This is a genomic window from Streptomyces lydicus, from assembly GCF_004125265.1.
GTDB lineage: Bacteria > Actinomycetota > Actinomycetes > Streptomycetales > Streptomycetaceae > Streptomyces > Streptomyces lydicus_C.
The window spans coordinates 1-17,854 of sequence record NZ_RDTE01000002.1 but is presented as its reverse complement, the minus strand read 5'-3'; the positions used below and the strand labels follow the sequence as shown (position 1 = coordinate 17,854).

Sequence of the window (17,854 nt, the reverse complement as noted above, 5' to 3'; positions counted from 1 at the left end):
AGATCTGGCACAGCGGGTTGCCGCCGTGTCCGTATCGGTGGCAGGGCTGCTGACAGGTTGCGCACCTCCCGACATCTTTGGGAGGGCAGGTCAGGGCAACGGTGGTTGTGGGGGCAGGTGTGGTCACGGTGGAACCTTTCTTCTCAGCGACATAATCCACCCACCGCGGGGCGCATTCCCGCGGTCCGTGGCTCAGTCGATCTGGAGCTCACGCTCTGGGCGGCACAGCGAGCACGCTTCCACCCCGGCGGTCAGCGCCTCGATGGCCGCGCGCCGGGTTATCGGCCGTACCCGGGGCTGTCCGATGGTGCACTGGCCGTGGTGGATGGCCACCGGGCGCGGATCGGCGCCTACGGTCACCTGCACCGTCCAGGCCGGCGGCGGCGCAGCGCGAGCGGCGGCCTGACGGGCCGCCTCCTGTTCCTGCTCCCGTTGTTCGGCCTGTGCGAGGTGGCGGTGAACGCGCTCCAGCTCCAGCCGGAGGTAGGTCGCGATCACTTTCAACCGCTCCACGTCGTCAGGCAGCGGAGAAGATTCGTTCACGCGTTCGACTCTACGTCGGCGGGCCCTCAGGTGGCTCGCCCTCGTGGTGGTCGGCCCGCCGCGACCGCGCGGCCCGGACGCTCGCTTCGAGCGCGGCCATCAGGTCCACCGGCCGGCCTTCGGCGGGGCCCGGTGTGCGCGGAGGCTCAATGCCTTCCAGGCGAGCGGCGACAACTTGCTCCAGGGCGGCGTTGTAGCTGTCGTGCTCGTCCTCGATGCGGAAGTCCTCGCCGACGATGTCCATCAGGGTGCGGGCCAGGTGCAGTTCCTGGCGCCGCGGCGGCGAGGTGGTCGGTACGCCGATCCCTTCGCTGCTGCGCAGCTCCTCAGGCCACAGCAGCGTCTGCATCACGATGACGTCGCCGCGCGGTCTGAGCAGGGCGAGGGATTCGCGGGTGCGCATGGCGACCTTGGTGACGGCGGCCAGGCCGCTTTCGTGCATGGCATCGCGAAGGAGTGCGTACGGCCTGGCCGTGGCGGGGTCGCCGAGGCCGATGTAGTAGGGCTTGTGCAGCAGCAGCGGGTCGATCCGGCCCTCCGCCACGAAGGCCAGGACCTCGATGGCGCGGGGCGAGGCCGGCAGCGGAAGGTCGGCGAGGTCGTCCTCCGAGAGCACCACCACGCGCCCGTCGCCGGCGTCGTAGCCGCGAGCCACCTGGTCGTAAGGAACCTCCACCCCCTCCCGTTCGCAGATGCGCCTCAGCCGGATACGGCCGCCGCCGCACCGCGTGTGGACCTGGTGGAGCGGGACGGAATGCGGGGCGGTCGCAGCGTGGACGGTCACGGGGATATTGACCAGGCCCCAGGTGATTGTCCGCTTCGCGATGGTCTGCGCCATGCCCCCATCGCACCGCCGATACCGGCTGGTCGCACCCCGACCGTCGACCTCCGACCTCAGTCCCGGTTCGTGAACAGCCGCACCGCGTTCCCGGCGAGGCGGGGTCGGTGCTCGGGAGGCGCCCGCCACGTGCCGCTTTCGCATCACGTCGAGATCGCCGCGAGTCCCGTGCGTGTGCGCCGTTGGGGTCCCTCTGCGTGATCAAGCAAGCGTGGCGCAGGGCACTGGCGGGCGGGGAGACGCAGGGTCGCTGTGGCGCTGTGGCTGTGCCCGGCTCGTCTCCCCGACGCCGTCACAGGGCCGGCCACAGCGTCCGAGGCTCGATGGCTGGCGCCGGACCCCAGCCGCTGGACGGCGACGGGGCGGGGATCGCGTGACCGCCACGGTGCGCTCCTAGCTGTCCGGGTCCAGAAGTCGCCACCCGCGGGCCTTCCAAGCCCCGCTGTAGTCGCCGCGGCCCGGGAGGTTCATCACCGGCACGACGTGATCGGCGTAGACGAGGAAGGCCGCCACGGGACGCGCGGGACCACCTACGGGCCCTTTGCCGGTCTGGGTGATCCGCCAGCCGTTGCCCGGCACGACTCCCAGCGGACGCGTATCCGGCAGCTCCTCTACGGATTTGAACCCTTCTTGCTCCGCTGCCGGCACCACGCTGCCGGTCTTCGCGTCCAGCACCATCGCGGCGCCATCCGACTCCCGCCACCCCACAACGGGCCTGCTGACTTCGTCGTCGGGCTCGGCGTCCGGATCCGGGTCGGTGAACCACGCCTTGAACTGCAGCTGTGTATGCATCCCGCCATCCTCGCGGTGATCTTCGCGCCCTGTCTGGCGTACGCCGAATGGGCGGCTACGGCTCCCGGCCGGCGCGATATCGTGGAGCGCCCGATGACCGCTGATTTTCATGATCTGGCAGGAGTGCCCAGCGTGGCCGACGACCCCATCGCGCAGAGCGAGATCGCTGCTCTCACCCGCCGCTTCGAGCAGGGGCATGAGACGACGGAACGCGAGTTCGGGATCGTCAAATCAGATCTCACCGCGGTCCGGCTCCAGGTAGGCAACCTTGACCAGAAGGTGAGCAATCTGGACGAGAAGGTTAGCCAGCTCACCGAGGATGTGCGCGGCCTGAACGACAAGCTCGACCGCAACCAGGCCCAGATCGTCGAGTTGCTGTCGGCCTTGGTCGGCAAGAACCCGAACGAAAGCTGATCACTCGGCGGCACAGGCCGCCTCCTCGCGTCATCAAGGGCCAGGCCGCACTCCACAGAGAGGCTCAGCACGGCTCGGCCGAGGTCAGTGCCTGCCCTTGTCGCCCTCCGGGCGGGCATGCTGCCCGAGTTCCCGATCGCGCTTGGCGATCCGGTGCACGAGGTCCTGGGCGTTGTCGATGGAGATGCCCAGGGCCATGGCGATCTCGGCATTCGTAGCGCCCGCCCGTGCGGCCTGCAAGACGCCGTACCAATGGGTGTCGTGGTAGATGGACGTGCTCAGGGCAAGCACTGCCAGGGCATCTTCGACGTGGCCGGCATCTCGGTGACGGCTACGGTGCCGGGCCATACGCCACGTGTGTGCATACAGCCGCGCGGCCTTCCACACCAGCGGGATCCTGGCGGGCACCTGGCCCAGGCTCCGCACCGGACGAGCCGCCCACTGGGCGTACTGGTCACTCACAGTTCCACCGTACGCCCGGCCGGACAGACGCTCTGATCACAAACAGGTCTTACCGCCCTGCGCCCAGTCGTTCGCGCCGGGTGGTGACCAGGGTGGACCTTGAGGCGGAAGCGTTCCGCACCGGGCGGACGCTTGCGGAGCACAGCGAGCAGCTGGCAACGATCCGTGAGCAGTAGAGCAAGCGTTCGGGAACATCGACTCCCTCGCTGACGCCGTCGGCTCGCCGGGGGAGCGGTCGATCACCCAGCGTCTGGACACGATCGAGCGGGTGCTGTTCGCCCTCGCCCGTGCGCAGGGCATCGACCCCGACGCCGCCAGCTGACCCGGTCCGGCCTGGCGTGTCTACGTGCCGGTCGCGGGGAGGACGGGTGCCGTCCGAGCGCTGTAGGCGTCGATTGCTTGTTTCAGGCAGTCTGCGGTGAAGCCCGGTAGCCGGTTACTGAGCTTTTCGTAGCGAGCGTTGATCTTGCCTTTGTTGGGGCGTACGACTCCCACTTCCCGCAGCAGCGCACACAGGTCCCCTCCGATGGCATTCACGTTGTGTCCCAGCGCGGCTGCCAGGTCGCGCGACGCCATCTCCCTCTCCGGCGTGGTGGAAACGACAGCGTATGCGCGGACAAGGAGCGACGGAACGCCCTCCTGCTCGGTCCTCTCACGAGGCAAGGGGGCACTGGTGTTCCTGGCCTGGGCAGGGATCACGACTCCCGAGGGGGAGGGCGCCTGCTCAGGTGAGTGGTTCGAGGCGAGGGCCCCTGGAGGCGGGGCATCTTCCACGGTTGCCAGCAGACGGTTGAGGTCCTTCCAGGAGGTGCCCGTGCGGAGAGCCGCGTTAACGAGGTCGCCGATTTTCTGGCTTGTCTCCTGTGTCCGGGCGAAGAGTTCGCGCGCCCTGCGCGACATGCTGTTGTGCTCGTCGATGCAGCGAGCCAGCTCGGCGAGCTGACGGGTGTCTTCCATGCCTACCAAACGACCAGAACACCGCTGAAGATGCGCGGTCGGCATCCCTCGATCAGCCAGTCGGCGGCCGTGCCGACCGTTCCCGCTCTGCGTCCCGCGCAGGTGGTCCTGACGGGCGGTGACCAGGCCGCGCCAGCGCTGCTGTACGGTGTGCGCGTCGTCGAGCCACTGGATGGCGCTGCCGGCCCGGTGGTGGAGGCGATGGCGCTCCAGGCCCTGGCAGGGCAGTGCGCCCTCGTCGCCGTCGGCCCGGCCGGCGCCGCTCTGGCGCAGCTGCTCGGCCCGTTCCGCACCGCCCACGATCGCTTCCCCGGGGTGCCGGGGCTGCGGGAGTTGCTGGATGGCGCACCGCAGGCCCTGGACACCCTCCGCGCCGCCCTGACCGCCCAGGACACCCCGGAATCCGCCTCCGCGCTCCGCGAACTCGATGTCCGTGCGCGGCAGGCAGGACGCCCGGACGACGTGGCCGGACACCTGGCCGACCGCATCGCGCGCCTGGACCGCCCCGCCTTTGCCTCCTTCTTCAACCCCGCCGGCGGCACCCACCAGGTCTCGCTGCGCGCCCTGGACCGCCCCCTGCGGATCCGGATCGATCTGCCCGACCGCGGCCACGTCGAAGCCTCACGCATCATGGCCCGGCTGATCCTGGCGCAGTTCACCGAAAGCGCGGCAGCCCGCACCGGCAACAGCCCGCCGTTCGCCTGCCTCGTCCTGGCCGACGCCGCGCAGACCATCACCGCGGACGCCCTGCGCGGCCTCCAGCGCCTCCGCTCCGCCAACGCCGACGCCGTCCTGACCCTGCGCTCCCTCGAGGACGTACCGCCCGCACTCCGCGGCTCGCTGCTCGGCGCGGTCGGATGCCGCATGGCCTTCGCCGGCGTCACCACCTGGGACGGGACGCCGTTCGCCGAAGTGTGGGGCAAGGAATGGGTGGAGACCCGCGACGTGATCGACCGGCAGATCATCGCCGAAGGAGCCGGCATGAAGGCCATGCACCTATTCCGCCAGGCGGTGACCGGCAAGGCCGTCACCGTGCGCACCGTGGAGCGTGAGTGCTGGTCCGCCTCCGACCGCCGTCCTCAGCCGGGTTTGGGCGCGGCGCTCTGGGCGCGGCGTTTGATGTTGACGGCGGCGCCAGTGTCGGCGTGCGTCGTGTGCCGGCAGCGGGTGCAGACGAACAGACTGCGGGTGCGGCGGCTCTTGGCATCAGTGTGGCCGCACCGGTTGCAGGTCTGCGAGGTGTAGGCGGGGTTCACCACAGAGACGGTGGTGCCGTGCCAGGGCGCCTTGTACTCGATCTGGCGGCGGATCTCCCCGAAGCCGACGTCGAGAATTGCACGGTTCAGCCCGGCCTTGGCCACCACGTTCCGCCCCGGCGCTTCCACACTGCCCCGAGCGGAACTGGTCATGTTCCGCACCCGGAGATCCTCCAGTACGACCTGCGCGTACTGGGTCACCAGGCGCTTGGTCAGCAGATGCTGTGTGGAGGAGCGGCGCGCGGCGACCAGACCCTGCAGGCGCGCGACCTGGTCCCGCGCCTCCTTCCACCCCTTCGACTGCCGGTGAGCCGGAACACCCCTGACATGACGCCGGGACATGCGCCGCTGCCACTTACGCAACTGCCGCCGCGCGTTGTCCAGATGACGCGGGTTCGCGAACAGCTGGACCTTGTCATCACCGATCACCAACGGGTCCGAGGTCGCGGCGAACACCGCCACGCCCAGATCCACTCCCACCGTTCCCGCCTCCCGCTGCCGCCGCGTCGCCCGCACCGCCGGCGGAGCGGGCAAGCGGACGTTGAACGCCGCGAACCACCGGTGACCCTCCCGAGCGACCGTCACGGACTTCGCCACCCCTCCCCGGGCCAGCAACCGTGCCAGGCGCCGCGCCGGACGGTGCAGCCGCACCACGAAGGAACGCTGCCCGTGCGGGTCGCGCTCCCCGCCGATCCGCACGTGCCGCAGATCCTCCGACACCAGCCGCACACTGAACATCCGAAACGAATCCCGGCACCGACCGCGCCGCTTGGGCCGCGGGTAACCGACCGGGCCAGCGCCCCGCCGTGAAGCGCTCTTCCAGTTCGCGAAGGCCTTGTCGGCATCGCGGAACGCCTGCTGGCACACGATCGCGTTCACCCCCTTCCACCACGGATACAGGGAGTGCGGCTCTTCGCCTACGCGGCAGGGGCCGGGCAGCGGCCGCTCACGGACGGCGAGGAAGACCCGTTGGATGTCCGGCTGGGACGGCATGTGAACCCGCGGTGCCCGCTTGGCTGCCTCAGCTGACGTGAGGCCCTGCGCCAGGAGCAGATCCCGTCCGTGGCTCCAGCGCTGCTGAGCGGCGTGTTTGATCCCGAAAGCGAAATTGAAACTGCAGCGCGACGCATCGGCGTAGCGGTGCAGGATCAGTCTCTGTTCAGGGGTGGGGTCCAGTGCCTCACGGACCACGACGGTGACGGTGTTCTCGGTCATGGTGCGTAGCTTCACACCCGGCACTGACAATGAATGCCCGGGAAAATGGCATACGCGTCGATACGAACTGTTTCCGTCAGGTGTGTGTAGATTTGTGGCTGCTCGCCGACACGGGCGAGCTCGGCCCCCGGACGGGGGAGTAGAACGCTCGTGGACTGCACCAGCCTTACGGCAAGGGCAGGCAGCCCCTCCCCGCTACGCGATGAGGAAGGAAGCGAGAAGCCCCGCCCTATGGCAGGGCAGCGCGGCCGGGAAACCGAGCCGCCCGTCCCAACTACCGCGTGGATAGGTACGATAAGGAACGTTTGCCGGAATCTGTGAAAGTGGTCTGAAACTGCAAAGCGTTAGCGCCCGCATGCAGGTCAGCGACTGTACGGCCCGCACGCGCAGGGACGGTCCCCAACAGGGCGGGCTGGGATCGGGTACGGCCCGCACGCGCAGGGACGGTCCCCAACAGCCTTTCCTTGGGCGGGCTGGGATCGGGTACGGCCCGCACGCGCAGGGACGGTCCCCTGTGGACCAAGGCGTACAAGGCCCACCAAGCGTACGGCCCGCACGCGCAGGGACGGTCCCGAGATGATCGGGAGGTCGCACGGGGCAGGTCGTACGGCCCGCACGCGCAGGGACGGTCCCCTCCCGCCAGCAAGCAGGGGGGGGTGGGTCCGGGGCCTCACGTACGGCCCGCACGTGCAGGGACGGTCCCCTCAGTCAGCACATCGACGGGGTGGTGTGCAGCTGTACGGCCCGCATGTGCAGGGACGGTCCCATCCTCGTGAGTACGGCCGGGCACCAGGAGTACGGCCCGCACGTGCAGGGACGGTCCCGGTGCTCTGATCGCCATAGCCAAGCTCGCGAAGTACGGCCCGCACGTGCAGGGACGGTCCCATGATGCGCTGGATGCTCCTTGCACCGTCCGCGTACGACCCGCACGTGCAGGGACGGTCCCTACGTGACGCAGGAACACCCACCTGGTGAGCCATGCCTAGTACGGTCCGCACGCGCAGAGACGGTCCCAGCTGGAGCTGAACTTGATGGGCCCCGAATCCACAGAGCGGCCGCATCTCCTTACCGCCCGGCATGAAGGCGTTCGCGCCGGGCGGTGACCAGGGTGTGCCAGCGGTTGCGGGTGGTGTGCTCGCCGTCGAGCCACCGGGCCTGGGCGCCGGCCTCTGCGGGCAGGGGTCGGTCGGCCATGAAGTGGGCGATGTCGGCGTAGTAGGCGTAGTCGCCGCTGCTGGTCAGTTCGCGCAGCTGGATGGTGGCGGCGGTCAGTTCGTCGGTGGCGTCCAGGACGGCGTAGTGGAAGCACAGGGCGAGTTGGAGGGTCGCTTCCTGTGAGGCCAGTCCGGCGACGTGGATCTGTGTGCGCAGTAGGTGGGTGCGGTCGGCGATGTCCGTGCTGCTGCCGGCGTCGCGGACGAGTGCTGCGATCTGGGTGGTCAGGGTGGTGGCGCGCAGATCGAGGCCGGCCAGAAGCTGCTGGGCGAGCTCAATCTCGTCGTCGGCCTGGCCGGGGTCGGTGAACGCTATGGCGAAGGCTCGCTGGGCTTGTGAGGTGGCCTGCTCGCCGGCCACCCCGTGCTGCTCGGCCTCGATCCGGGCAGCCTCGTATTCGGCGGCCGCGCGGGCGGTGTCACCGTGGGGCCACCAGATGTCTCCCAGCACGCGGTGGTGGCGGCCTGCCCAGCCGAGCGTGCTGGCGGTGGCAAGGGCGGTGGGGAAGTCGCCGGCGAGCCTGGCGAGGTGCGCCAGGCCGCGTTGGGCCGCGGGGGCGAGTCGGCCGCCGCCACCGGCGACGCGTTGCATGCCGTGGCGGGAGTCGTCGGACCGGCCGAGGTCGCGTTGGGCCTTGGCCAGGTAGTAGACGGCCATCTCCTGCAGCTCCGCGGGCAGCAAGCCGGCCTGGACGACCGCGGTGAGCCGGTCGGCGGTGCGCTCGCGGTGCTCGTGCTGGCGGCGGGCGAGCGTGCTGAGCAGCTCTACCAGTGCGTCGGCCGCCGTGGGCTCGCCGTCGAAGTTCTGCCGGGCGGGTGGAGCGATGGGTTCCCACACGGAGTCGCTGACGTACGTCCAGGCGGCATCGGTGAGCCAGCCCAGGTCGAGACCGAAGTCCCGGGCCAGGGCGAGGCCCTGGCGCAGGCATCCGACAAGCAGGAGCCGGCCCGGCGCGGTGCTGGTGGTCCATTGCGCGCCGAGCGCGGCCAGGGCGCGTTCGGCGGCCTGCTGCCAGTCACGCGGACTCCAGCGGTCGTCGGCCTGATCATCGGCGTTGCGGACGGTGGAGCGGATCAGACCGTGCAGGTGGTACGGCCACAGCCCGAAGGGGTGCTCGCGGACGAACGGTCGCTCGATCAGGCGCCTGGCCGGCGCTTCGTGCTGCATGCCGGCGGTCTGGGTGGCGAGGGGGATGTCGAAGGCGTCCAGGAGCGCGACGGAACGCAGGACGTGCCGCTCGTCCGGGGTGAGGTCGGAGAGGGTCCGGGCGATCAGGGCGGGGAAGGCGTGGTCGAAGTCGGCCGGCTGCGGTCCGTGGCCCGTGCGGCGGATCTCCAAAAACCGCATCACCGACAGGTCGAGATAGAGCGGCAGACCATGAGAGCGGTCCGTGATGACGCGACGGACGTCTTCGCTGATGAGAGGCTGGCCGTCCCGGGCGAGGCGACGGGCGAGGTAGTCGTCGCAGTCCTCGGGCGAGAAGTCACCGATCAGCACCTGCCGCCTGCCTCCCCGGGACGCAGCAGACGCAGTGGGCGGGACGACGGTGGAGGTCGCCAGCCCAGGCCAGGCCGTCGGCCCGGTGTAGTCGAGCTGGCCCTGGAGGGCGGGGTTGGCCCACTGCAGGCGGGATCGGCCCGTGATGATGAAGAACGCGGCGGGCATCAGCCACACCACGCGCTGGAGCAGCCGCTCCATGTCCCGGTGGGTACGGTCCCCGACGTCCTCGAAGGTGTCCAGCAGGATCACCGGCGTGACCTTCTTGTCGCCCGGGAGCTGGGCGAGCTCCCACGCCAGCAGGTGCGGATAGAAGCTGAGCGTGTCCAGGTCAGGTTCGGCCTCCAGCAGGTCGGCGAGCCGCGCGCAGCCGGCGAGGGCGCGGACGGTCTGCCGGCGCTCCCGCAGCGCCCGCACGAGGGAGCCGGTCACCTGGCCGACCGCGGTGCCGACGGTTCCCGGTAGCAGCAGCGCCTGCGCGACGTCGCCGAGCGCGGACTGCATCTGCTGCGGCAGAGCCTTCCCGAACCGGCTCGCCAGGCCGCCGCGGCGCAGATACTCCTCCAGCGGCTCGCCGGGATGCTGGTGCTCCCAGTACCGGCGCAGCGCCACGTCGAAGGCGGGCAAGGGCCGGCCGAGCTCGGCGAGCGCGGCCCGGATGGTGAGGATGATCTGCTCGAAGTCGGTGCCGGCGGAGCGGGAGAGGTCGATCCGTACCGGCAGGATCCGCTCGCCGGACCAGGCCGGGGCGCCCCACTGTGCGGGCCGGTGGCTGGCGTCGGCGAGCGCGGCCTCCAGTTTGCGCGACAGCGTCGTCTTGCCGATGCCGCCGACGCCGTGGAACACCAGCACGTTGTCGCGAGGCGCTTCAAGGTCCTCGACGTCGAAGGCGGGGTCGGCGGTGTGCCGTAGGTGTGCGGCGAGTGCGGCCGCGACCAGGTCCCACTGCGTATGACGGTTGGTGAATGCCTCTGCTGTCGTCAGGCCGCGGTCGTTGGTGCTGAACAGCGCCCGCAGATCTCGTCCCGCCACCTTCATCCCCCCGGTAAATGATCAACCCGGCCCAACCTACGCCCCGCGGCGGGCCTTTGGACAAGGATCCCTTGTGCGGCGAGGCCGCCGCAGCAGGGCTTCCCGCCTTTCCCGCTGCGCGGCCGGTCAGGCGGCTGTCGTGCTGGTCAGGCCGCGGGACAATGGCGAGTTCCCTATTCCAAGGAGGGTGGTCGCTGTGTCCGACCCCAACGTCCCTGATTTCTCCGCGCTGGAGGGAGGTGAGGAGCAGCAGGCGTTCGATGCCGTCCGTGCGGTGGTGAGCTGGTACACCGCCCAGATCGCCGCCGAGCACCGGGCGCCGGTGTCAGATGAGGCGCGTATGGAGGAGCTCAAGGCCGCCCGGCAGGCCGCTCTCGATGACCAGGCGCAGCTGGCGACCGCCGATCCGGAGGAGGCGGCCCGCGTTGCGGCCGTCTATGCGGCCCGGCTCAAGGAGCTGACCAAGCCGTAGCCGGAGGTCTGGCGGGGGAGCGGCAGTGGCCACAGCGGCGGGTGCGGCCGGTCGATCCGGGCCGGCTGCAGCCCGGCGGGCATCAGTGGCCGGGCGAGGGCGACGATCTCGTCCAGCTCACGGCGGTGCTGCGGCAGTGCCTTGCGCAGCGCCGCGTGCAGGGTGAGGACATGGGTGGCCTCCTGCTCGGTGTACGGCCGCTGCCGCTCTGCCGCCAGCGCCCATACCGCTCGCCGTCCACTGCCTTGCTCCTGGCGCAGCAGCGCCTGGCCGTCCCGGCGGATCACCGTCACGGCTGTGATCGCCGGATGGGAGGCGGCGAGCTCGACAACATCGGGGACTGCAGCGAAGCACCGGTCGTGACCGGCCTTGGTGGTGAACCGGGCCGGGATGCCGAGCTGCTGGGCGCGGGCGTAGCGCAGCGCGGTCGCCAGACGGCTGTCGGCCTCCCTGGCGGCCACGACCACGACCTCAACGGGGTAGCCGTCGGTCGCGAACGGCAGCGCGCTGGCCAGGAATTCCTCCGCGCTGCCGGGCGCGGCCTCAAGAAGTGCATCGCCGCGCCGGGCGCGCACAGTTGCCTCACCCCTGGCGTACCAGGCGCGATAGTCGGCGCGGATCGCCGCGCCCGCACCGCGGGGATCATCCTGGAGCAGCTGCAGGTAGTCGGGGTGGGCGGTTTTGAAGTCGTCGCCGACCAGCCGCGTCGTCCCTGGCCGCATTGCCCGATGCACCATGGTGGCGAGCGCGGCCTTGTTTGCCCCGGGCTGCCCGATCACGTACACCGCTCGCGGATCCGTCCGGGGCACGATGCCTCCGAGGAGCGGCGGCGCGATCAGCTCGTCGTAGATCCACTGGTGCTCCGCCTGGGACAGCCGGTGATAGTCGACCCCGGGCGGCTCCCGTCTGGGCTGCGCGATGCGGCGGACCGGTTCGGCCAGCGCGGCGGCGCGCTCGGCATCCCGCTGTACGGCCAGGCGCCGGTCCTCACACTCGACTTCGCGGTGCAGACGCTGGTCGGTGCGCGCCAGGTCCCGGCGGAAGACAGCCGTCTCCCGGGCAGACCATGGCCGCCCTCTGTCGTCAGCCACCGCCTGGTCGGCCGCGGGTTTCCGCCGCCACGAGCCGTCAATGAGCTCGTTGTCGTAGAGCACTGTGCCGTCCCGCCGGACGACGGTAATGCGGTCGACCAACTGCTCGGCCTCGATGACCGCCAGGGTCTGCAGCATCTCTTTCGCGCACGTGTCGTGGTTCGTCCAGGACACATAACGGTGTTCCGTCAGGAAGCGGTCCAGGGTCCCGAGCTGACTCCAGGCTTCCGCGGTCGATACCGCCACCAGCTCCAGCCGGCAGCCGGACCCTCGGTACGCGGCCGCCGACGCACGGAACTCGTCAGCATCGGCGAGCGCGGACTCGACCACCGCGTCGAACCCGCCGGACCGGACGCGCTCCTCAACAGCGGCCTGACAGCGCCGCGTATCGGGCCGGACCAGGGCCCCCGCCGTGCGGACGTCAGCGGCCAGCAGCTTGGCGTAGCGCGGATGCACGGCCTTGTAGAAGTCGCGGCACACTCGCACGGCGCCGCCGCGACGGTCCAGCGCCGCCTGGACGAGATCCGCGACCTCGGTTTTCCCGGCACCCGGCTGGCCGCCGACGATGACGACAACCGGCCGTTCCTGGCGCACAGCGCCCTTGGTGGCAGCCGGAAGGATCACCTGCTGCAACGCGTCGAGGCTCTCCTGTTCGGACAGCAAGTCCGGCACCGCCACTGCCCCTCCTGATGGTCTCTGTGCCGCTCAGTGCGACGGCAAGATCACTCTACCAGAATTCTCCGAGCGGGTTAAAGAATTAGGTTAAATCTCAGGGCAAGTACTGCTAGTGTTCGGGATGGAGGTAGACACACATGGCAACTGAGGAAGAGCTGTTCGCATCGGTCGACGCCCTGCTGGAGGAGGAGCCGCAGCTCCCGCCCCCGGCGGAGCGGGCCCGGCTGCGCGAGGCCGCCGGCATCACCCAGGCCCGCCTCGCGCTCGCGCTCAAGACATCGACGCAGAGCGTCAAGAACTGGGAGAACGGCCGGAGCGAACCGAAGGAGCCGCGCCTGACGGCGTACCAGCGGCTCCTGAAGGGCTGGGCGGCGAAGCACCCCGCGCACGGCGCCCCGGTCGCCGCACCGCAGCCGGCGGTGCCGGACACGTTCACCGGCCCGGCCGCGCCCCAGGCCGCCGAGCCGGAGAGCGCCGCACCGGTCGAGGCCCCCGCCGCCCCGGCCGTCTCGGAGCGCCCCGCCCGTCCGGCCGCGCGCCCGGCGACGTCGTCGCGACGTCCGGCGGCGAAGAAGGCGGCGAAGCCTGCGACCGATCCGCGTTTCCCGCACGGTCCGCTCGCCGTGCTGGACGGTGACGGCTCTGCGTACGGCGTGGACGGGCTGGTGCTGGACTGCCCGGCGACCACGGTGGTGGAGCTGGTGGAGTGGACGCTCAAGGAGTCCGGCCTCGGCGCCGCGAAACTCAACCGCCACGGCAAGGACAGCGATCCGCTGATCGTGCTCACGGCCGCGGCCGCGGTGAAGTTCGGGCTGCCCGAGCGCCTGGAAGGTTTTCAGGAGCGCCGCTCCCTGCGCCTGGACGAGGACCACCCGGTCGTCAAGCAGATCACCAAGGCGAAGTGGCAGCTCACCCAGCGCGGGTTCGGCCCGTGGGCGCGCATCTACCGCAAGGCCACCGGAAGTCAGCGGCAGTGCGTGCAACTCGCGCTCCTGTCGTGGGACGCCCTCGACTCCCGCTCCTGGCCCGGCGTATCGGAGATGGCGCCGGCCGACGTCGCCCGCGTCCTCGGCATCTACGCCCAGCGGGTCATCACCCCGCGCGGCGGCACGGCCGTCAACGGCCTGGAGCTGATGACCGCGCTGCGCCCGCCCACCCGGCCGGTGCGCGATGAGGAGACCGGCAACTGGGTGAGTGGCCACAACCCCGGCTCGCTGGGCCCGGCGCCGATGGACCCGGCGCCGCCGGAGGGCCAGCCCGAGCACCCCGCGATCTACCACTCCGGGTGGAAGGGCGGCTTCCTGCACGAGGAGGCGTACCAGTGGGTGCGGGGTGTGGACACGCTCACCGATGAGGAGTGCCTGCTGCCCTACGCGGTGGGCCTGGACCTGAACACCGCGTTCCTCGCGGCCGCCGCGCGCCTGACGGTCGGTCTGTCGGAGCCGGTGCACTTCGTGAACCCGCCGTTCAACCCCAAGGTGCCCGGCTCGTGGCTGGTCGACCTGTCCGGCATCGAGCTGGACCCGCGCCTGCCCAGCCCGTTCACGCCGACCGGCGAGCGCCCGACCGGCCCGGCCTGGTACCAGACACACACCGTCGCCTACGCCCAGGAGCTCGGCTACAACGTGGCTCCGCTGGAGGCGTACCTGCGGCGGGAGACCGGGGCGTACCTGGACCCGTGGCACGACCGGCTCAAGACCGCCTACGTCGACACCCTCGCCGACCTCGGCGTCACCAAGGACCTCACCGACGCGGAGTTCCTGGCGGCGATGGAGCAGCACAAGCAGGTCGACCCGGCGATGGCCGCCGTGCTGGCCGCGATCAAAGGCACCGTCAAGGGCGGCATCGGGAAGCTGTTCGAGAACCCGCAGGGCAAGGGCTACAAGGACGGCGACCCGTGGCCGGCCATGCAGCGCCCGACCTGGCGCCCGGACATCCGCGCCGCCGTCATCTCCAAGGCCCGGGTCAACATGCACCGCAAGATGCTGAACATGTCCCGGATGACGGGCCTGTTCCCGCTCGCCGTGCTGTCCGACTGCGTCGTCTACCCCTCGCCCGGCAGCTCGCCGCTGGACTTCCTGCCGTACGCCGCCTCCGGCAAGCCGCAACCGGGCGGGTTCCGCCTCGGCCCCACGCCGGGCCTGGCCAAGCTGGAAGGTGTCCAGGAGATGTCCTGGGCGGTCGACCTCATGGAGCAGGGCCTCAACCCGGCCCGCCACATCAAGGGCGGCGACGCCGTCCTCGAGGACGGCGAGTAGGCCGCGCCCCCGCACCGGCTCGTCCGCTGCTTATGGCGGATCCGCCATAAGCAGCCGCAACACCAATATTTCTGAAGGGAGTTGAGCACCATCGTGGGAGAGATCGAGGACGCCATCGAGCGGGCCGACCGGGAGTCGTTCACCCGGGAGCCGCCCAAGACCGTCAAGGGCCAGATCGGCTACCTGCTCAAGCAGCTCAAGACCACGCGGGCCGTCGCGCAGGAACTGGGCGTGAGCCAGCGGTCGGTGGAGCGCTACCGCAAGGGCGACCGCAAGCACCCGCCCAAGGCCATCGCCACGAAGATCGACGCCGCCGTTCGGCAGCGCTGGCAGCCGCAGGTCCGCAAGCGCCGGCAGCGCCAGGCCGCGGCCACCGGCGGCATCACGGTCGAGACGAGGGCCCGCTTCGGCTACACCGCGCCGGTCGGCACGACCGACGACGGCCGCTTCCGGCGACTGACCGTGCACCTCCCCGCGGAGTACGCCCAGCGCCTGTTCGACGCCCGCGAGGCCGGGTCCAGCGACCAGGACATGCGCCAAATCATCGCCGACGGATTTAAAGAAGTGTATTTCCAGGACGGGGGCGGCCGCGCTATGGGACTCTCGGACGTGGAAATCAACGACATTGATTACCTCGACCTGGACTACTGAAAAGGACCGAAAGCATGACCACGGAAATCACGGCCATCGACCGCGACAAGGACCACCTGATCGACGCCGACCGCGACGCCGTCCGCATCGCCGACGCGCTGCGGAACAGCCCGCACATCCTCAGCGCCCACGCCGAGCCGGGCGACGACACGGTCACCTTCGCCACGCTCTCCGGCGCCGGCTACGCCCTCACCCTGCGGGACGCGGAGCCGACCACCGACGACATCCTGCCCGGGCCGGTGCTCACCGAGACCGTCGCCGCAGCGATCCTCAACCACCCGGACTTCTGCGTAGCCACCCCGGACTACCCGCACGAGGACGCCATCACCGTCCAGACTCGCAGCGGCGACCGCTACCTCCTGGACCTGGACGTCGACCTCGACGCCAGCCACGGGGACCTGCCGGCCCCGGCCGAAGACGTCTCCTGCGCCGCCGACCGGCTGCTCACCAGCAACCCCGACGGCCGTGACCGGGCCGTGGCCGAGCTCCTCAACTACCTCGCCACCACATGGGAGAAGCAGGACGCGCCGCTGCGCCAGCACGCACAGGCCATCACCCGCAGCCTGCGATCCTGACCGACTGGGCATCGACATCAAACGGGCGGTCCCCGGCATTGCAGCTGCCGGGGACCGCCCGTTCAGTGTCCCTCACCCACCGAAGCCGAGTACCGCGCCGTCCGCACCACTTCGACCCAAGGAGCTCAAATGCCTGGGTCGGGCCGTTCCGCGTCGCGGCCACGGCCGTATCCGCTGGTAGCCACCCGGGCGGCACGCGCGTTGCCAGCGCTTCCCGCCTGCGATGGCCGGAAAGGCCCACTGCCGCGACCGGCAGGTGATCGCTTACGCTCTGCGCCGCCGACACCCAGCCACCACCGCGGAGCACCAGTGAGCAGCCAGACCGAGACCGAGCCCACCACCGCCAGCAGCAGCGACGAGCAGCCCCCGAAGCACTCGTTGCACGACCTGGCGTCCGGCGATCTGAACGTCGTGTTCCTCATTGCTCTGGTAGGCGGCCTCGCGGCCCTGCTGTGCGCTGTCGTCTACCTCGGCTCCATGACCTACACCCTGGTGCACTACCGCTCCTGGGACGGACTCGCCGTGTGGGCAGCGCTGTTCGTCTCCCTGGTCTTCGCGGCCCTCGCGCTGCTGTCGAGCGCCCCGTTGCTCATCGCGCAGAACGAGGCGCGGTCCACCGTCGTCGGCCGCTGCCTCCTGTGGGGCACATGCCTGGCCCTGGCGGGCCTGCAGTTCACCGCCTCCGCCCTCGGCAACGCGTCCTTTGCCATGTCGGCGGTCATCGGCATGACGACCGTCGTGGGGGTGGCCTGCTTCGCGGAGCTGGCCGGCCACGGCCTCGCGGAGTCCTAGCACCCAGGGCTGTGAGGTATGAGGCTCACAGCCTGTTTCCCCAGGTGAACGGGGTGATCTGTGAGGGTGTGAGGGTGTGAGGTGGAGCTCGCGCCCCCTGCTCCCGCACGCCCTGGTGGTGCCCGCCGGCGCGGAGGACGATGGGGGCGTGGGCGAGCACACCGAGGACCTGGAGCACGGAGTCGAACCGGCGCGGCCGCCGCTCACCGCGGCCCGCGCCCGGGAGATGACGGCCCTGAGCTGTCTCGCACGCGAGACACCGACCCCGGCGCCGCGGCCGCGCACGACTGCGGCCTCTCCCAGCGGGCCCTGATCGCCGTCTCCGGCCGTACGGACATCGTCGCGGAGTTGATCACCCGCCGACTCGCCGTGCTCGCCCACAGTGGCCTCCAGGCCCTCGATGAGCCCACGGTGCGCGCCGTGGTCCGCCAGGCCGTCCGTGACGTCCGCACCGCGCCGCCCCCGGCGCCCGTCGAATCGCCGGCGGACCCCCGCCATCGCGCGCCGTCGTCGACGACCTGGCTGCGTGCTCGCATCAGCTCGGGGAGCTGATGCTCGAAGTCGCCCCCGCGTACCTGTCCGACACCGAGGCCGCCGACGTCCTGGCCGTGCTGTGCGACGAGATCGGCGAGACGGTCGAGAACGGCCTCGCTGCCCGGCGCTACGCCCTGACCCGGGACCGTCGGGCCCTGGCCGGGACGGTGCTGTAGCCGCTGCTGCTCGTCGTCCTGGTCGTGCCCGTGGTCTGCTGCACGCCGGGTTCCGGGGTGCAGCGCAGCATTTGCATGGGCCAGGCGGGACAAGGGTGCTGCTCGTGCAGCAGGCCAAAAGATCTATGCAGCGGCTGCATGCAGCACGACGCGGTGCAGCACGGTGCCGGGCCGCGAGCGGGCCGGGCCATCGTGCTGCAGCGTGGCGGCCGGGAACGACGACGGCGCCCTCCCGGTAGGGGTGGGCGCCGTGGCAGTGGCGGGGCAGGAGTCGCGGTTCATCCGGCCAGTCGCAGGGAGGGCGGTGCGTCCGGCAGCGGGGCGTCCTCGCCCCCGTCTGGGTCCGGGTCGAAGTCTGTCCCGATGCGGGCGTCGCGGGCGCGCGGCGGGCGGATGTCGCCGGTCGGGA

General features: G+C 70.7%; 17 protein-coding genes, 1 pseudogene and 1 CRISPR repeat array. Of the genes and pseudogenes, 10 read left to right on the top strand and 8 right to left on the bottom strand.

The genetic code is table 11. From position 1 onward, the window contains the following. Nucleotides 1-192: 192 nt before the first annotated feature. The 3 genes from D9V36_RS02545 to D9V36_RS02535 form a co-directional block, all read right to left on the bottom strand. Nucleotides 193-543 (bottom strand): DUF6233 domain-containing protein, encoded by a 351-nt coding sequence (locus D9V36_RS02545; protein WP_129292289.1) that lies wholly within the window; start codon nt 541-543, stop codon nt 193-195. Nucleotides 544-553: 10 nt separating this feature from the next. After that, nucleotides 554-1,381: a Ku protein gene (locus D9V36_RS02540; protein WP_164992837.1), complete on the bottom strand. Its 828-nt coding sequence runs from the start codon at nt 1,379-1,381 to the stop codon at nt 554-556. A 393-nt stretch (nt 1,382-1,774) separates the two neighbouring features. After that, entirely contained in the window at nt 1,775-2,173 is a 399-nt protein-coding gene (locus D9V36_RS02535) for a hypothetical protein (RefSeq protein WP_129292287.1), read from the bottom strand. Between D9V36_RS02535 and D9V36_RS02530 the strand changes: the two genes are divergently transcribed. Beyond that, nucleotides 2,168-2,587 carry a hypothetical protein gene (locus tag D9V36_RS02530; RefSeq protein WP_129292286.1) on the top strand — a complete coding sequence of 140 codons (420 nt, stop codon included), beginning with the start codon at nt 2,168-2,170 and terminating at the stop codon, nt 2,585-2,587. The genes D9V36_RS02535 and D9V36_RS02530 overlap by 6 nt on opposite strands. A gap of 84 nt (nt 2,588-2,671) precedes the next feature. Here D9V36_RS02530 and D9V36_RS02525 read toward each other — a convergent pair whose 3' ends face one another. Both D9V36_RS02525 and D9V36_RS02520 read right to left on the bottom strand, forming a co-directional pair. Beyond that, on the bottom strand, nt 2,672-3,049 hold the full coding sequence (locus tag D9V36_RS02525) for a hypothetical protein (protein WP_129292285.1): 378 nt from the start codon (nt 3,047-3,049) through the stop codon (nt 2,672-2,674). A 342-nt stretch (nt 3,050-3,391) separates the two neighbouring features. After that, nucleotides 3,392-4,006, bottom strand: coding sequence for a hypothetical protein (locus D9V36_RS02520; RefSeq protein ID WP_129292284.1), 615 nt, complete (start codon nt 4,004-4,006; stop codon nt 3,392-3,394). Nucleotides 4,007-4,192: 186 nt separating this feature from the next. Between D9V36_RS02520 and D9V36_RS02515 the strand changes: the two are divergent. Then, nucleotides 4,193-5,077, top strand: a pseudogene (locus tag D9V36_RS02515) (ATP-binding protein); the annotation flags it as partial. Between the two features lie 8 nt (nt 5,078-5,085). Here the strand turns inward: D9V36_RS02515 and D9V36_RS02510 are convergent. After that, nucleotides 5,086-6,477 (bottom strand): RNA-guided endonuclease InsQ/TnpB family protein, encoded by a 1,392-nt coding sequence (locus D9V36_RS02510; RefSeq protein WP_129292283.1) that lies wholly within the window; start codon nt 6,475-6,477, stop codon nt 5,086-5,088. A 371-nt stretch (nt 6,478-6,848) separates the two neighbouring features. Beyond that, a CRISPR array of direct repeats spans nt 6,849-7,491; the repeat unit is 29 nt; unit sequence GTACGGCCCGCACGCGCAGGGACGGTCCC. Between the two features lie 51 nt (nt 7,492-7,542). Beyond that, the gene (locus tag D9V36_RS02505; protein WP_241720661.1) at nt 7,543-10,227 is read right to left on the bottom strand and encodes an ATP/GTP-binding protein; all 2,685 of its coding nucleotides are present in this window, start codon (nt 10,225-10,227) and stop codon (nt 7,543-7,545) included. A 190-nt stretch (nt 10,228-10,417) separates the two neighbouring features. Here D9V36_RS02505 and D9V36_RS02500 point away from each other — a divergent pair, with 190 nt between their 5' ends. After that, nucleotides 10,418-10,693 (top strand): hypothetical protein, encoded by a 276-nt coding sequence (locus tag D9V36_RS02500; protein ID WP_129292281.1) that lies wholly within the window; start codon nt 10,418-10,420, stop codon nt 10,691-10,693. On the opposite strand, the gene D9V36_RS02495 is transcribed toward D9V36_RS02500, so the two are convergent. Next, the gene (locus D9V36_RS02495) at nt 10,657-12,462 is read right to left on the bottom strand and encodes a zeta toxin family protein (protein ID WP_241720660.1); all 1,806 of its coding nucleotides are present in this window, start codon (nt 12,460-12,462) and stop codon (nt 10,657-10,659) included. The two genes, D9V36_RS02500 and D9V36_RS02495, sit on opposite strands and share 37 nt — an antisense overlap. A gap of 134 nt (nt 12,463-12,596) precedes the next feature. On the opposite strand from D9V36_RS02495, the gene tap reads away from it, so the two are divergent. From tap to D9V36_RS40615, 7 genes are all read left to right on the top strand, one after another. After that, nucleotides 12,597-14,717 (top strand): telomere-associated protein Tap, encoded by a 2,121-nt coding sequence (tap, locus tag D9V36_RS02490; protein WP_129292280.1) that lies wholly within the window; start codon nt 12,597-12,599, stop codon nt 14,715-14,717. Nucleotides 14,718-14,810: 93 nt separating this feature from the next. Next, on the top strand, nt 14,811-15,368 hold the full coding sequence (gene tpg, locus D9V36_RS02485) for a telomere-protecting terminal protein Tpg (RefSeq protein WP_129292342.1): 558 nt from the start codon (nt 14,811-14,813) through the stop codon (nt 15,366-15,368). A gap of 14 nt (nt 15,369-15,382) precedes the next feature. After that, a complete protein-coding gene (locus D9V36_RS02480; RefSeq protein ID WP_129292279.1) occupies nt 15,383-15,943 on the top strand; it encodes a hypothetical protein in 561 nt (186 codons plus the stop codon). A gap of 309 nt (nt 15,944-16,252) precedes the next feature. Continuing rightward, nucleotides 16,253-16,735 (top strand): hypothetical protein, encoded by a 483-nt coding sequence (locus D9V36_RS02475; RefSeq protein ID WP_129292278.1) that lies wholly within the window; start codon nt 16,253-16,255, stop codon nt 16,733-16,735. A 76-nt stretch (nt 16,736-16,811) separates the two neighbouring features. Beyond that, nucleotides 16,812-17,048, top strand: coding sequence for a hypothetical protein (locus D9V36_RS02470; RefSeq protein WP_129292277.1), 237 nt, complete (start codon nt 16,812-16,814; stop codon nt 17,046-17,048). 35 nt (nt 17,049-17,083) lie between these two features. Continuing rightward, entirely contained in the window at nt 17,084-17,287 is a 204-nt protein-coding gene (locus tag D9V36_RS40620; protein WP_164992836.1) for a hypothetical protein, read from the top strand. Beyond that, nucleotides 17,287-17,445 carry a hypothetical protein gene (locus tag D9V36_RS40615; protein WP_164992835.1) on the top strand — a complete coding sequence of 53 codons (159 nt, stop codon included), beginning with the start codon at nt 17,287-17,289 and terminating at the stop codon, nt 17,443-17,445. The genes D9V36_RS40620 and D9V36_RS40615 overlap by 1 nt, the downstream gene beginning before the upstream one ends. The last annotated feature ends 409 nt before the right edge of the window (nt 17,446-17,854 follow it).